13 protein-coding genes are annotated in these 15,618 nt (G+C 53.3%); 8 read left to right on the plus strand and 5 right to left on the minus strand.

The window, feature by feature from the left end; translation table 11 throughout:
* Nucleotides 1-340: 340 nt before the first annotated feature.
* The 4 genes from PSE_RS11645 (at nucleotide 341) to PSE_RS11660 (ending at nucleotide 5,715) form a co-directional block, all read left to right on the plus strand.
* On the plus strand, nucleotides 341-1,927 hold the full coding sequence (locus tag PSE_RS11645; RefSeq protein ID WP_014285049.1) for a peptide ABC transporter substrate-binding protein: 1,587 nt from the start codon (nucleotides 341-343) through the stop codon (nucleotides 1,925-1,927).
* Between the two features lie 105 nt (nucleotides 1,928-2,032).
* On the plus strand, nucleotides 2,033-2,956 hold the full coding sequence (gene oppB, locus PSE_RS11650) for an oligopeptide ABC transporter permease OppB (protein WP_008549535.1): 924 nt from the start codon (nucleotides 2,033-2,035) through the stop codon (nucleotides 2,954-2,956).
* 11 nt (nucleotides 2,957-2,967) lie between these two features.
* Entirely contained in the window at nucleotides 2,968-4,095 is a 1,128-nt protein-coding gene (locus PSE_RS11655) for an ABC transporter permease subunit (RefSeq protein ID WP_014285051.1), read from the plus strand.
* Nucleotides 4,096-4,104: 9 nt separating this feature from the next.
* On the plus strand, nucleotides 4,105-5,715 hold the full coding sequence (locus PSE_RS11660) for an ABC transporter ATP-binding protein (RefSeq protein WP_014285052.1): 1,611 nt from the start codon (nucleotides 4,105-4,107) through the stop codon (nucleotides 5,713-5,715).
* Nucleotides 5,716-5,792: 77 nt separating this feature from the next.
* Here the strand turns inward: PSE_RS11660 and PSE_RS11665 are convergent, their stop codons facing one another.
* On the minus strand, nucleotides 5,793-6,239 hold the full coding sequence (locus tag PSE_RS11665) for a DUF2000 domain-containing protein (protein ID WP_014285053.1): 447 nt from the start codon (nucleotides 6,237-6,239) through the stop codon (nucleotides 5,793-5,795).
* Nucleotides 6,240-6,400: 161 nt separating this feature from the next.
* On the opposite strand from PSE_RS11665, the gene PSE_RS11670 reads away from it, so the two are divergent.
* A complete protein-coding gene (locus PSE_RS11670) occupies nucleotides 6,401-6,874 on the plus strand; it encodes an Lrp/AsnC family transcriptional regulator (protein WP_041768973.1) in 474 nt (157 codons plus the stop codon).
* Between the two features lie 40 nt (nucleotides 6,875-6,914).
* Here the strand turns inward: PSE_RS11670 and PSE_RS11675 are convergent, their stop codons facing one another.
* Nucleotides 6,915-7,982, minus strand: a complete 1,068-nt coding sequence (locus PSE_RS11675) for a dipeptidase (RefSeq protein ID WP_014285055.1) — start codon at nucleotides 7,980-7,982, stop codon at nucleotides 6,915-6,917.
* A gap of 198 nt (nucleotides 7,983-8,180) precedes the next feature.
* Here PSE_RS11675 and PSE_RS11680 point away from each other — a divergent pair, with 198 nt between their 5' ends.
* The gene (locus PSE_RS11680; protein ID WP_041768371.1) at nucleotides 8,181-8,495 is read left to right on the plus strand and encodes a cupin domain-containing protein; all 315 of its coding nucleotides are present in this window, start codon (nucleotides 8,181-8,183) and stop codon (nucleotides 8,493-8,495) included.
* A gap of 51 nt (nucleotides 8,496-8,546) precedes the next feature.
* Here PSE_RS11680 and PSE_RS11685 read toward each other — a convergent pair whose 3' ends face one another.
* The gene (locus PSE_RS11685; RefSeq protein ID WP_014285057.1) at nucleotides 8,547-9,191 is read right to left on the minus strand and encodes a hemolysin III family protein; all 645 of its coding nucleotides are present in this window, start codon (nucleotides 9,189-9,191) and stop codon (nucleotides 8,547-8,549) included.
* A 378-nt stretch (nucleotides 9,192-9,569) separates the two neighbouring features.
* On the opposite strand from PSE_RS11685, the gene PSE_RS11690 reads away from it, so the two are divergent.
* Nucleotides 9,570-11,036, plus strand: a complete 1,467-nt coding sequence (locus PSE_RS11690) for an ATP-binding protein (protein WP_014285058.1) — start codon at nucleotides 9,570-9,572, stop codon at nucleotides 11,034-11,036.
* Between the two features lie 7 nt (nucleotides 11,037-11,043).
* Here the strand turns inward: PSE_RS11690 and PSE_RS11695 are convergent, their stop codons facing one another.
* Complete coding sequence (locus PSE_RS11695) at nucleotides 11,044-11,907, minus strand: hypothetical protein (RefSeq protein ID WP_014285059.1); 864 nt, start codon at nucleotides 11,905-11,907, stop codon at nucleotides 11,044-11,046.
* A 241-nt stretch (nucleotides 11,908-12,148) separates the two neighbouring features.
* Nucleotides 12,149-13,039 carry a DMT family transporter gene (locus PSE_RS11700; RefSeq protein WP_014285060.1) on the minus strand — a complete coding sequence of 297 codons (891 nt, stop codon included), beginning with the start codon at nucleotides 13,037-13,039 and terminating at the stop codon, nucleotides 12,149-12,151.
* 381 nt (nucleotides 13,040-13,420) lie between these two features.
* On the opposite strand from PSE_RS11700, the gene PSE_RS11705 reads away from it, so the two are divergent.
* The gene (locus tag PSE_RS11705) at nucleotides 13,421-15,604 is read left to right on the plus strand and encodes a malate synthase G (protein ID WP_014285062.1); all 2,184 of its coding nucleotides are present in this window, start codon (nucleotides 13,421-13,423) and stop codon (nucleotides 15,602-15,604) included.
* The last annotated feature ends 14 nt before the right edge of the window (nucleotides 15,605-15,618 follow it).

The raw sequence follows: 15,618 nt of genomic DNA on the forward strand, positions 1-15,618 counted from the left end.
GGAGTAGATTTGTTGGTAGTGCTCTACCACAAATGAGCCGAGGTTAAAGTTTTTTGCCACGCCTGTGAAAAAATGGGGGCGACAAACCTCGAGCGTCATAGTGACGCGATTGGAAAAGATTCAGCAACGGAACTTGAAATAAAAGTTCGCATTTGAGCTAAGTTTAGAAATAATACTTCCATAAACGTTTATTATTCAAATAAGAGATTAAAATAATCTCCGATTGCGAGGAAATTTTGATCCCTCGACACTTGCTATAATAACGCAACAGTGAAATGTTGCTGCGAACTGCCAGTCTCCAAATCTGGCGGAATGTAACTTGAGGAGAGGGGAGATCTGTATGATCAAGTCCATTCGTATGTCAGCGCTAGCTGCAGCTCTTGTAGCTGCTACTTCGCTATCTGCTGCGGCTGAAACCGTTTACAACCGTGGTAACTCCGCTGACCCGGAAACTCTTGACCAGCATAAGACATCTACTACCTACGAAGCTCACATCCTGCGTGATCTTTACGAAGGTCTTGTTGCTTACAACGCGAAGGGCGAAATCATCCCTGGCGCGGCGGCAAGCTGGACTGTTTCTGACGATGGTCTGACATACACATTCAAGATGCGTGACGACGCGAAATGGTCAAACGGCGACCCAGTTCTTGCTGGTGACTTCGTTTACTCTCTGCGCCGCATCATGAACCCAATGACCGGTGCGAAATACGCAAACGTTCTCTACCCAATCCTGAATTCCGAAGCCGTTAACAAAGGCGACATGGAAGGTGAGAAGCTCGGCGTTAAAGCAATTGATGACAAAACCCTTGAAATCAAGCTGCACGCTCCAACACCTTACTTCATCCAGCTTCTGGCGCACCAGTCCGGTCTCCCAGTACACCCTGCATCCGTTGAAAAGTATGGTTCTGACTTCGTTAAGCCAGAAAACATCGTAACCAACGGCGCATTCGTACTGTCCAGCTTCGTTCCTAACGATGCAGTGACCGCAGTTAAGAACCCACACTTCCATGATGCAGCAAACGTTGCTCTGGACAAAGTTAAGTTCTACCCAACTGAAGACCGTGGTGCAGCTCTTCGTCGCTTCCAGGCTGGCGAACTGGACACCAACAACGACGCTCCACTGGAGCAGATCGAGTTCATCCGTAGCGAGCTGGGCGACCAGTTCAAAGTAGCGCCTTACCTGGGCACCTACTACTACGCGCTGAACCACGAATCCGAAGCTATGAAAGACCCTGATGTACGTCAGGCTCTGTCCATGGCAATCGACCGTGAGTTCCTGGCAGAAGACATCTGGGGCGGCACCATGGTTGCTGCATACTCCCTCGTGCCTCCAGGAATCGACAACTACGGCGACCCAGCATACTCTTCCTGGGCAGAAACTGATCTGCTCGACCGTGAAGAAGAAGCTAAGAAAATTCTTGAGTCCAAAGGTTACAACGAGAGCAACCCTCTGAAGGTTGAAATCCGTTACAACACCTCTGAGAACCACAAGAACACTGCTGTTGCGATCGCAGACATGTGGAAGCCTCTTGGCGTTGAAGTGTCCATGCTGAACACTGACACCAAGACCCACTACGCACACCTGCGTGACCGTGGTGATTTCGACGTTGCTCGTGCAGGTTGGATCGGTGACTACTCCGACCCACAGAACTTCCTGTTCATGACTGAAAGCGACAACACCGGCTTCAACTACGCTCGCTACGAAAACCCTGAGTACGATGCACTCATGGACGAAGCAGCAGTAACTGTTGACCTTGAAAAGCGCGCAGAAATCCTGAAGAAAGCTGAAACTATCTTCATGCGTGACCTGCCATTCCTGCCTTTGATGTACTACGGCTCCAAGAACCTTGTTTCCGATAAGGTTTCTGGTTTCGAATCCAACCTGTTGGACGTGCATCCAAGCCGCTTCGTCAAGATTAACAAGTAATCTTTAACGCGACAGAAAATGCCAGTCATGCAGGATAGCTCATGGCTGGCATTTTTGTGAACTATCGGTAAATAAAAACGATAAACAACTGGAGAAGCAAGGCCCATGTTACGCTATGTCCTGAGCAGATTGCTCAGCGCGATACCGACCTTGTTCTTGATCATTACCATTTCCTTCTTCCTTATGCGCGTAGCGCCAGGTGGTCCGTTCGATCTGGAACGTCCACTGGAAGCAAAGGTCATGGAGAACCTGAACAAGATTTACAATTTGGACAAACCTCTTTGGGAACAGTACCTCATTTATCTCAAGAGCGTATTGTCCGGTGATTTTGGTCCAAGTTTCTTCTTCCGAGATTTCTCGATCAATGAACTTTTCGCCCAAAGTCTTCCAATCTCCATGCAGCTCGGTCTTTCCGCACTGGCTCTTGCCTTGGCTGTTGGTGGGTTTTTGGGGGTTATCGCAGCACTGCGCCAGAATAAAGGCGTCGACTACTCTGTGATGGCCGTTGCGACACTCGGGGTGACCATCCCGAACTTTGTTGTGGCACCAATTCTGACACTCATACTGGGTGTTCATTATGGCTGGCTTCCTGTTGGGGGCTGGGGCGGGGGCGCCTTCGTCAACATGGTTCTGCCTGTCGTAACACTGGCTCTTCCGCAGATTGCTGTTGTTGCACGCCTGACCCGTGGTTCCATGATCGAAGCACTGCGTTCCAACCACGTCCGTACTGCACGCGCCTATGGCCTGTCCGGATACACCGTCGTTGTCGTTCACGCTCTGCGTGGCGCGATCCTGCCGGTTGTTTCCTACCTCGGCCCTGCAGCTGCAGCTCTGCTGACTGGTTCCGTGGTGATCGAAACCATCTTCGGCATTCCGGGCATTGGACGTTACTTCGTACAGGGCGCTCTGAACCGTGACTACACACTCGTTATGGGTACTGTTGTGGTCGTCGCCTGTTTCGTCATTATCTTCAACCTCATCGTGGATCTGCTTTACGCAATGCTTGATCCTCGCGTGCGTTTTGACTGAGGACGTAGTTTATGAGTGTTACCTCCGACCAGCTGACAGAAGCCCCAAAAATGGGCCGCTCGCTGTGGGATGACGCCCGTGATCGTCTTCTCGCAAACAAAGCAGCAGTGACCTCTTTGATCGTGCTGGCAGTGATCACACTGCTGTCCATTATTGGCCCAATGTTGTCTCCGCACCCATATGATCAGGTTTATCGCGACTACGTGAAGACACCTGCGAGCCTGGAAGCCTATCCGAAACAGGATGAGATCCAGCCAGCTTTTGAGAAGATCGTAAAGCGTGCTCGTATGACCGTCGAAAGCTATGAGCTGACCGATGGCAAGGTGACTGCAACCGTAACATCCCGCCGTAAACTGGATGAACGGTACGCACGTTACTTTGACCGCTCTGACCTGTTCGAAAGTGCAGCAATCACCAACATCTCCGCTGACAAGAAGAGCGCAACTGTAACTGCTGATATTCAGTACATGCACTTCTACTTCGGCACCGATGCAAACGGTCGTGACATGCTCACCCGTACGTTGATTGCAGGTCGTGTGTCCCTGACCATCGGTCTGCTGGCAACCTTCGTTGCGATCAGCATCGGCGTATTCTGGGGTGCAGCTTCCGGTTACTTCGGCGGCAAAGTCGATCTGGTGATGATGCGTGTGGTAGACATCCTTTACTCACTGCCATTCATCTTCTTCGTGATCATGCTTGTTGTGTTCTTTGGACGTAACTTCATCTTGATGTTCATTGCCGTGGGCGCGGTGGAATGGCTGGATATGGCGCGTATTGTTCGCGGCCAGACCCTGTCCATCAAACGTCAGGAATACGTTCAGGCAGCAGAAGCTATGGGTGTTGAAGGTGGCGGTATTCTGAAGCGTCACATCATTCCAAACACTCTTGGCCCAGTGGTTGTTTACATGACCCTGCTGGTACCAAAAGTGATCCTGCTGGAAAGCTTCCTGTCCTTCCTGGGCCTTGGTGTTCAGGAACCAATGACCTCTTGGGGTGTGTTGATCTCCGAAGGTGCGCGTAACCTGCAAGGTGCAGCATGGATGCTGGTGTTCCCGGCAATCTTCCTCACCTCCACATTGTTCGCGCTGAACTTCATCGGCGACGGTCTGCGCGATGCGCTTGACCCTAAGGATCGATAAGAGGGCAGAATGAGCAAGATTAACGAAAACACTGTTCTCGAAATCGACAACCTGAAAGTCGATTTCGAAACCAACACCGGCATGGTTCACGCGGTTAAAGGCGTGAACATCCACGTGGATGCCGGCGAGACAGTCGCAATTGTGGGTGAGTCTGGTTCTGGTAAATCCCAGACCATGATGGCAGCCATGGGTCTGTTGGCAGGCAACGGTATCACTCATGGTGAAGTCCGTTACCGTGGCAACAACATCCTCGGCTCTTCCATTCGCAAGCTCAACAAGATCCGTGGTGCGAAAGTCACCATGATCTTCCAGGAGCCGATGACGTCTCTGGATCCGCTTTACACCATCGAGCGTCAGCTCTGTGAGCCAATGGTTGAGCACGGTGAGTACACCTGGGCAACTGCGAAGAAACGCGCGGTTGAACTGCTCGAACTCGTTGGCATCCCTGAGCCAGCTCGTAAGGTGAAAGCATACCCTTACGAGATGTCTGGCGGTCAGCGTCAGCGTGTCATGATCGCAATGGCGCTCGCAAACGATCCGGACATCCTGATCGCGGATGAGCCAACCACTGCGCTCGACGTGACCACGCAGGCTCAGATCCTTGAGCTGATGGCAGATCTTCAAAAACGCCTCGGCATGGCAGTTGTGTTCATCACCCACGATCTGGGTATCGTTGAGCGCATCTCTGACCGTGTGTACGTGATGAAGTCTGGTGAAGTAGTTGAAGAGGGCAACACCAAAGAGATCTTTGGTAACCCGCAACACGACTACACCAAGATGCTGTTGGACGCAGAGCCAACCGGTTCTAAAGCTGTTGTACCTGACAGCAACCCGATTGTTCTGGATGCAAAGGACGTGCGGGTTGAGTTTGAAACCGAAACAGGTTTCCTCAAGCCAAACCACGTTCTGCGCGCTGTAAACGACATTTCCATGGAAGTGCGTGAAGGCCAGACCCTCGGCATCGTGGGTGAATCCGGTTCCGGTAAGTCCACTCTGGGCCGTGCAGTCCTTCAGCTTCTGCCAACCGCAGGTGGTCGTGTGGTTTACCTCGGTAACGACATCACCGGTGCAACCAAAAAGAAGATGCAGCCGCTTCGTAAAGAAATGCAGCTGATCTTCCAGGATCCATTCGGTTCTCTGTCTCCACGTATGACCGTGGGCCAGATCATCACCGAAGGTCTGCTGGTGCATGAGCCTCAGCTCTCAGCGAAAGAGCGTGATCAGCGGGCGATCCAGGCGCTTGAAGAAGTGTCTATGGATCCGGCAATGCGCAACCGCTATCCACACGAGTTCTCTGGTGGTCAGCGTCAGCGTATTGCGATTGCACGCACCATGATCCTTAATCCGAAGCTTGTTGTGCTGGACGAACCAACCTCCGCGTTGGACCGTACCGTACAGAAGCAGGTGGTGGAGCTGCTGCGTAACCTGCAGAAAGAACATGGTCTGACCTATCTCTTCATCTCACACGATCTGGCAGTGGTTCGCGCCATGTCCGATACCGTGATGGTGATGCAGAAAGGTGAAGTGGTTGAAAAGGGATTGGCAGAAGAGATCTTCTCCAGCCCGAAAGAAGACTACACCAAAGAACTGCTTGCAGCGGCGGCTCTGAAGCCAGCATAAGCCAGGCAATCAGATCTTCTGAAATGAGAAAACCCCGGTGTTATGCGCCGGGGTTTTTTGCTTTGATGCTCTGAGGACTACCTCAGCAGCTTCAAAGACCCCACCAGAGAGCGCACTAGTTTGCTGGGACCGCAAAGCCCTATCCCATCGATCTTCTCGCTCTTAAGGGCCTGTGTCGGTACCAGCGCTTCATAGTCCGCGAATGTATGAATGGATCTTGCAAAGGCAGGAAAGACAACCAGTGTCATCTGATCAAGGCGTGCAGCAGACTTCTCCAGGACGACGCGCATCTGATCACTATTGGCCTGTAGAATGGGGACAGGCCGATCTGCACTGCTCTTGAAAGACGCACCATCACCGTCTGTGAGAGTGACACCACCAAGTCCTGCATTCTCAGTTCCGATCCCGATAGATATGGCACCTACAGTGTTGGCAAGTAAGCCAACTGGCAAATCTGGATCTACCACAACAGCCAGCCGCAAATCCTGCTCACCTCGCAATGGCTGCTTTTCGATTTGACTCATAAACATACTACCTCCTGTTCAGAGGATAGTATCTGGACGAGCAGAGGCGATCTGATCTATTTTGACCGGTAATGAGTTTCAAGTGGGTAGAGTCTACCAGTACTGGCGCCTAATTGGGTAGGGTTTACCTGAAATGGGGAATGTTGTTGGCGAAGAGCGAAATGCAAAAGCAAGCTGTTCAATTAGATGCCGCAGATAAGAAGATCCTGCGGGTTCTTCAGAAGGAAGGGCGTCTCTCCAACACAGAGCTCGCCGAAAAGGTTGGTATGTCCACATCGCCGTGCTGGAGGCGTGTCAGACGGCTGGAACAGGAAGGGGTGATCAGCGACTACTCAGCTCGGTTGGATCGCCGAACCCTCGGCTTTGGTGTGCTTGTCATTGTCACCATCCAGATTGATGCACACAATGTGGAACAAGCCGTCGAGTTTGAAGAAGCAGTGCTGAAGCTTGAGCAGGTCATCGCCTGCTATTCTGTCGGCGGCGGAGTGGACTTCGTGCTTCAGGTTGTCTGTGAGGACCTGGACGCTTATGCAGAGTTCTCCATGAATACTCTGCGGCGCTTGCCTGGCATCAAAGCTATGGAAAGTAACTTTGTGCTGAAGGAACTAAAACCGCTCACCGGATGGCCAATCTAAGCGCATGCTTGTCAGAAAGGCCATCCACTATGAGTTTTGCTTAAATCCCAGCGCGCTCCAGCACACTGATCCAGTTCTTGTGAGCAATCTTGGCGATGAGCTCTTCACCAAAATCAGCCTTACGGAATGTGTTGATCAGGTTGGGCAGGCCAGCCACATCCTTAATGTCCTTGGCAACCAGACAGCCGTCATAATCAGAGCCAAGAGCAACCCCGTCTTCGCCCAGTTTGTTGATCAGATAGTCCGCATGGCGCAGGATCACATCCAGTGGCATATCAGGATTGAGCTGACCGTCAGGACGCAGGAAGAATACGGCGAAGTTGATCCCCACCAGACCTTTGGATTCCGCAATCGCATCCAGCTGCTTGTCTGTCAGGTTACGGCTCATCGGACAGATCTTGAACACGTTAGAGTGGCTCGCCACGATAGGCTTGTCAGTGATCTTCGCCAGATCCCAGAAGCCTTTTTCGTTCAGGTGAGAAACGTCCAGCTGAATGCCGCGCTGATTACACTGACGCACCAGCTCCTTGCCAACTTCAGTCAGGCCTGGACCAATGTCTGGGCTATGCTCAAACTCCATCGGCACGCCGTAACCGAATATCGTCTCACGGCTCCACATAGGACCAATAGAGCGAAGCCCACGCTCGTAAAGCAGCTCAAGAGCCTCAAAGTCCTTATCGATGCACTCAGCCCCTTCAACATGAAGCACCATGGCCAGTTGATCTGCATCCATAGCCTCTTTGATAGCACCGGTAGACCGGCAGATCTTCACCGCACCGTCGCCCTTGGCTTCAAGGTCTTCGGCGATATCCAAAAGCTTCAGCGTATAGTCCAGCGCATCCTTCTGCGGCACCGTTTTGAAGTGTTCAGGGCTCTTAAAGTCGACCTCTTCACCTTCCTTCGGCTTGGCTCTGACAGATGGGGTGAACATGGCAAACAAACCACCGGCAAACCCGCCTTTACGCGCGCGCGGAAGATCAATGTGATCGTAGCTGGCCTCCTCAAAGAAACTGCGTTCCTTCGGCGTCTGAGACCGGCGCTCCAGTGAGAGGAGCGTATCGTTGTGGCCGTCAAAGACCGGAACAAGGTTCGGGGCAGTATCTGTCATGAAGAACTCCGGGAAAATGAAATATCATTATGAAAAATACCAATGCTGAAACACAGCTGGGATCTACGCAAACCCAGGGCTTCTGGCAGAAAGCTAGGTCACATTGGCGGAATTTGAAACTACACTGTTAAATATTAAACCCTTAAAATCAATAGGATCACTCCAACTTTCTGAGTGGTGTTGAGAGGGGAAGGCGCAATGGCGACAATTATCAGAGGCTCTGACTTTACGGCAGACAAGGCGTGGAGTGCACAGCTCATCGCCAACATGAACGGCATTACAACGCGCCTGCATTGGACCGATAAACCATACAAATGGCATATCAATGATGGGGAAGAGGTCTTCGTGGTTCTGGATGGTACAGTTGAGATGAAGTACCGGCAAGAGGGAGAAGAACTCTCTGCAATGATGCAGCCGGGAGATATCTTTTTTGCCGCTATCGGCACCGAACATGTCGCCCATCCGCAAGGCGAAGCGCGTGTGCTGGTGGTGGAGACGGAGGGAAGTGTCTGAACCAGCAGACAGGGAAGGGGCATGGCCCCTCCCGCAAAGGATCACTGGGTGTTAAGCCAGTCCGGGCAGGGCCACATCCACCATGATCATGGCAAAGTGACAGGCCGCAGCTGAAAGCACGAAACCATGCCAGATGGCGTTCTGGAATGGCAGGTTCTTCCAAATGTAAAACAGCGTCCCAACAGTGTAGAGACCACCACCGGTCACCAGCAGCGTAAAGCCTGCAACGGAAAGCTCGTTGTAAATCGGCACAACAGCAAAGAAGCCAACCCAGCCCATCGCCAGATAGATCGGCACCGCAAGCTTATCCAACTGCCGCATATGCAGGATCTTGATGGCGGCTCCCGCAATGGCGCAGACCCAGATACCTATCAGCATGGAGATACCAAGCCACCCACCCAGCACCATCAGGCACAGCGGCGTGTAAGTCCCTGCAATCAGGAAGTAAATCGCAGAGTGGTCCAGGCGGCGGAGCAGACCCAGCTTGTTGTCTTTTTCAAGGATGTTGTAGGTCGCAGAACAGATCAGCATGGCCAGCAGTGTGGCTGTGTAAACGTAAATGCTGATCTGGCGGGCATAGTCGTCAGCCGCCCACAAAACCATCACAAAGGCAGTGGTAGCAGCTGCGCCAAAGGCAATTCCCAAAACATGGATCACGCCATCAGCCACTTTTTCCGCGTAGGTCTCTATTCTCATGCGCAGGCTGTCCCCCCGAATGCACCCGAACTATGTTGAACTACATAATGCCGCCCTTAGCATCTCAACTCAACTGAAACTACTGTGCAAACTGGTCAATATATGGGCATTTGACAGAGCAGGGCGGGTTGCCCCTTGGAAATCGGGCATATCCAATTGCCTCCATCCTTCAGATGTGGCATTGGCTCTCAGGACTTTACTGCCAATATTGCGCTGGTCTGATGGCCGCACCGACCACTTGTGGGAAAGCAAAAGAACGCTACTGCGGGCTTTGCTATTTCCGCAAGAATCATGGATTTTGGTGCGCCTCCCAGCACTCCGATATTGCCGGAACCACGGTTAATCACTGCCTTGAAACGGCACAACAAGAGATTTTGAATGACGGTCAGCATCGAAATGGGTGTCACCCCCCATGGTACCTCCAGTGTTGTCGATCTTGAAGAATTGCTTGCCACGCGACTGCTCGTCCAGGGGAACTCCGGATCGGGTAAATCGCACTTGCTGCGTCGCCTTATGGAACAGAGCGCGCCTTGGGTTCAGCAGGTTGTGATCGACCCGGAAGGGGATTTCGTATCGCTGGCTGATGAGTTCGGGCATGTGGTGATTGAAGCGACCATGAACGATCGCGAACTCACCATGATCGCGGCCCGCGTGCGCCAGCACCGCATCTCTGTAGTGCTTAATCTGGAACATCTGGAGCCGGACAAACAGCTCAAAGCCGCCGCTGCTTTCATGAACGGCCTGTTCGATTCCGATCGCCAGTACTGGTATCCTGTCCTCGTCGTGGTGGATGAAGCGCAGCTCTTCGCGCCTTCTGCGTCAGGTGATTACGGAGAAGAAGCACGCCGCCTGTCCCTGATGGCCATGACCAACCTCATGTGTCGTGGCCGTAAGCGTGGTCTGGCAGGCATCATCGCAACCCAGCGTCTGGCGAAGTTGGCCAAGAACGTGGCTGCGGAAGCCTCCAACTTCCTGATGGGTCGTACCTTCCTCGATATCGACATGGCCCGCGCATCTGATTTGTTAGGTATGGACCGCCGTCAGGCAGAACAGTTCCGAAATTTGGAACGTGGACAGTTCATCTCCCTCGGCCCTGCCATGACCCGCCGACCGCAAAAAGTGGTGATCGGTGAAGTTGTCACCGGCAGCCGTGGTGGTTCTCCAAAGCTGATGCCAATGCCGAACCAGCCCGTTGAAACAGCGGCTGAACTGATCTTCACAGCGACAGAAAACGATCCGGTGCTGCACAACAACCGCGTGGCTGCGCCTTCCGCAAAGGATGTGATGTTGCAGCTCTCCCAAACCGCTGCCAGCAACATGCAGGCGCAGCATAAGGAAGTGGTTGAAGCCGAGCCAGAAGATCTCTTCAATCTGGAAGAGAAGAACCAGCAATATCAGGAAATCATCGGCAAAATCCTCGAAGACCCTGAAGCTGCTTTCGCGCCAGTTTCCCAGCTCTATCAGGACTTCCAGGTCCGTTGCCGTATTGAGCGCTTAAAGTCGCAGGATCTCGCCAAGTTCCGCAAACTCCTTTCCGTGGCCCGCGCAGGTGTCGATAAGAAGGAAGTCGAGGAAGGGGATTGGCAGCAGGCAGAAGTGATTGCAGGACAGCTGCCTGAAGAAATGCGCGGTGTATACCTTCTGCTGGCAAAAGCCGCGTTCGCAGATGAGCCATGCCCGGAAGATCTGGAGATTGCAAAAGCCTACGGCACCCGATCACCGGGCCGCGCCCGTTGGCTGCTCACCCATATGGAAGAGCAGGGCTTTATCATCTGTGCAAGTGATCTGCGCGGAAACCGTATTGTGACACTGCCGGATATCGGCAAGCAAACCGCAACGAAGTAAGCTGGGTCTAGCGGCCATCCGGCAAGGAATGGCCGCCCACCGGGCCTTCGACCTCATCAAAGAACGTGGTCTCAGTGCTGCGCGAGCATGTTGAGCACAAATGCGGTTTGGAGGGGAGAACATACTTCAGGCAGCACGCCTTGCGTCGGGGCGCATATTCTATCCGCCCTTCATGCTCACGTTGCCGCCAGACAACCCCGCCATTGATCTTCTTCCCAAGGCTCGCCAGATAAGCCCGCATGAGGCTGGCCACCTCAGTCGGCTTGGCCCCATGGCGACGCAGCACCAGAAACGGAGAGGTGATCGAGATGGCAACGGTGGAATAGAACACTGATGGTGCCACTTTCCGCCGCCCTAGCTCGCGGTGGAAGACCTGAATGATCTCCTCAAGGCAGATGGAAAGCGCAAACAGCTCCGCAGGCCCCTGATCCGGGTTCAGCTCAAAATCTTCTTCTGAAAGACGCGGATCAAAGAACACCTCAACCCACGGCCCTTTGCCATGCAGTACAAACCGCAGCTCATCAATGCGTGGAGCTCGCCCGGTCAGCAGATAGGTCACCGAGATCCGGTTGAGCAGTGTCTGACACATGGTCTTCAGCGCAAGACTGGCTGCAATTTTGGTGGTTGGTGCACCACGATCTTCCTTGATGAAGTCGATCATATGCTTGGCAACCAGAGCAAAGTTGCTGTCAAATCCAGAAAACTCTCGCAGTTCCGCTGCCACCACATGCTCGGTTGGCGCAGTGATTGCCCGCGCTGAAACCAGCTTGCCCCCATCAGGATGGGCCGCAGCAATCAGCCCAGCAAAGCGCGCAGGGATGCCCGCATGCTCGGAGGCAGGAATATCTGTAGGTGGAAGACCGGTAGACACAGCCAACGCAAACCTCTGGATGTACAATTGCGCTTTTGAGGCACCGGAAAAATCGGATTTAGGCAAAGAGCGCGATGGAACTTTTAGTTACGAGGCGTGCATGTCTGGCTGACAGGTGGCTGAACACGACACAACAACACTTTTGCGTTACTTAGCACAAAAACAAAGTCTACTAAAACAGTAGACTTTGCAGTCTGTGAGTAATGCACCTGTTATGTTGTAACGATCCTCTTGTCGAGGATCAGGCTTTGGCTTTTGTGAACCGTTTCTCCCAGGCGAACTTCTCCGCAATCCAGATGCCACCCAGCACCAGTGCCAAAGCCGCACCGTTGTAGAATGCAAACACTTCGCCCAGCAGAATAATCGCCATCACAGAGGCAAACACAGGCACTAGATTGACGAACACGCCCGCCCGGTTTGGCCCAATCAATTCCACGCCCCGCATATAGAAAATCTGTGCGAGGAAGGACGGACAGAAGGAGATGTAAAGAATAACCAGCCAGCCTTGGAATGTTGGCCACGCCAGCGTCTCCTGACTGTACTCAATCGCCAGCATCGGCACGGAAACCAAAGCCGCAACAAACGCCATCACCGCAAAAAAGGCGAGTGCAGGCACCTTGGGTCTGTTGCGCAGTGCAAGCGTATAGCCAGCATAAAACACGGCAGCCACCAGCATCAGAGCGTCACCCGGATTGATGTGCAGGTTCAACAGAACCTCAAGACTTCCCTGACTGGCCACAACAAAAACGCCCAGCAAGGTCAGCAAAATACCGATGAACTGGATCAGCGTCACTTTCGACCCAAACAGGAAGTAAGCCCCCACCACAACGATCATCGGAATAGAACCCTGCAAAATACCCATGTTCACCGCGGTGGTGTTGTGAGCAGCCAGATAGAACAAGCCATTAAAACCGGAAAAGCCGAAGGCAGCCATCAGGGCAATGCTGATCAGGTGAGGGCGGATCTGCGCCCATGAAGCCACAAGATCACGCCAAGCAATCATGCTCATCAGCCCGGCCACAATCGCCCATCTTAAAAACACGATCACCATGGGTGACACGTGTCCCACCGCAAGCTGACCCGCCACTGCGTTGCCGCTCCACATGAGAGTGGTCAACACCAGAAGCAGCATCGGTCTGCTGTAGAGGGAGCTAAGGATAGGCATGTAAACTCACTGTCAAAAGGCGGGTGGGAGTACCCGCAGGAAAGGTACAAACAGACTTCACCTTGCCCCAAATAAATGCAAGGCTATTTTCCGCAAGGGCTGTAGAGGTTTCGTCAAGTATGTACCAGCCTTCCATAGCTGCTTGCAAAACCAGCCGAAATACCACCAAAATCAAAGCCTTACCTATGAAATCTCAGCCAACCCAATCAATCACCTGTGTTTTGAGCAGTACGGTAACGAATTGATGCATTGAAACTTGAGATTGAATTTGCAAGGGTCTGGTCTGGAAAACTCAGCGGCAGGAAGTGACGGCATATCCTGCTAAAAATGACAAAACGAGGGGGACCCATGTCGCAAAGAGTAAGTGTTGCATCACTTCAGGTTTCACCGGAACTCTACAATTTCGTAGAGAAGGAGGCTCTTCCGGGCACCGGAGTGACATCCGACCAGTTTTGGGAAGGCTTCGCGCAGATCATCAAGGATCTGACACCACGCAACCGCGAACTGCTCCAGATCCGTGAAGACATCCAGACCAAGATCGACGACTGGCACAAAGCCAACCCGGACACGATTGATCTGGAAACCTACAAAACCTTCCTCAAAGAACTTGGCTACCTGCTGCCTGAAGGTGAAAGCTTCGACGTTGATACAGCCAACGTCGACCCGGAAATCGCAGAGATCGCCGGTCCTCAGCTCGTTGTGCCTGTCATGAATGCGCGCTACGCCCTCAACGCTGCCAATGCGCGTTGGGGTTCCCTGTATGATGCGCTTTACGGCACCGACGCCATGGGCTCCACCCCTCAGGCAGGCGGATACGACGAAGCGCGCGGCGCAGAAGTCATCGCCTATGCCCGCAAGAAGCTGGATGAGGCTCTGCCTCTGGATGAGGGCAGCTGGGCTGACGTCACCGAGTTTGCCATTATGGGTGGCTCACTGGCTCTGACGCTGGAAAACGGCGACATGGCAGGCCTGCAGGACCCACTCGGGTTTGTTGGCTATGCTGGTAACAAGGACGAGCCAAAGTCCATCCTGCTGCAGAAAAACGGCCTGCATTTTGATGTACTGTTTGACCGCTCCAGCCCGATCGGTGCAGCTGATAAAGCAGGCATCAGCGATATCATTCTGGAATCTGCCATCTCCACCATCATGGACTGCGAAGACTCTGTTGCAGCTGTAGACGGTGAAGACAAAGCACTGGCCTACTGTAACTGGCTGGGCCTGATGAATGGCGACCTGAAAGAAGAAGTTAGCAAAGGCGGCAAAACCTTCACCCGTGCCTTGAATGGTGACCGTCACTACACCGATGCGCAGGGCGATGCTCTGGCGCTGAAGGGCCGCTCCCTCATGCTGGTGCGGAACGTCGGTCATCTCATGACCAACCCGGCGATCCTTGATGAGGATGGCAATGAGGTCTTTGAAGGCATCATGGACGCTATGGTGACCTCCCTCTGCGCGATCCACGATATCGGCCTGCGTGAAGGTGCAACTGCCCGCAACATGAACTCCGTAACCGGCTCCGTTTACATCGTGAAGCCAAAGATGCACGGCCCGGAAGAAGTTGCTTTCGCGGACGAGCTGTTTGGCCGCGTGGAACATGTTTTGGAGCTGCCACGCAACACCTTGAAAATGGGTATCATGGATGAGGAACGCCGCACCACGGTCAACCTCAAAGAGTGCATCCGTGCCGCCAAGTCTCGTGTATGCTTCATCAACACCGGCTTCCTTGACCGCACTGGTGACGAGATCCACACCTCCATGGAAGCTGGCCCAATGATCCGCAAGGCGGACATGAAGCAGGCCACATGGATCAGCGCTTATGAGAACCACAATGTAGACACCGGCCTTGCCTGTGGTCTGCGTGAGCATGCGCAAATCGGCAAAGGCATGTGGGCCATGCCAGACCTGATGCACACCATGCTGGAGCAGAAGATCAGCCATCCAAAAGCGGGCGCTAACACCGCATGGGTGCCATCGCCAACCGCAGCAACCCTGCATGCCATGCACTACCATCAGGTCTGTGTACCAGCCGTTCAGGAAGAACTGTCGACCCGTGAACCTGCAAAGCTGGATGATATCCTGTCCATTCCGGTTGCCACCAATCCAAACTGGACACCGGAAGACATTCAGGCAGAAGTTGAGAACAACGCGCAAGGCATCCTTGGATACGTTGTGCGCTGGGTAGAGCACGGTGTCGGCTGCTCCAAAGTGCCGGACATCCATAATGTGGCTTTGATGGAAGACCGCGCAACCTGCCGCATCTCCTCGCAGCACATCGCCAACTGGCTGCACCACAATGTCTGCTCTGAAGAGCAGGTGCTGGAGATCATGAAGCGCATGGCTGCTGTGGTGGATGAGCAGAATGCAGGCGACCCGGCCTATCACAACATGGCGCCTGACTTTGACAACTCCGTCGCCTTCCAGGCTGCATGTGATCTGGTCTTCAAAGGCCGCATCCAGCCAAGCGGTTACACAGAACCAGTGCTGCATAAACGCCGCCTTGAAGCCAAGGCGAAGTTCGCCGCATCAGCCTGATAAACACCACCTGC

Origin of the sequence: Pseudovibrio sp. FO-BEG1 (assembly GCF_000236645.1) — a bacterium.
GTDB lineage: Bacteria > Pseudomonadota > Alphaproteobacteria > Rhizobiales > Stappiaceae > Pseudovibrio.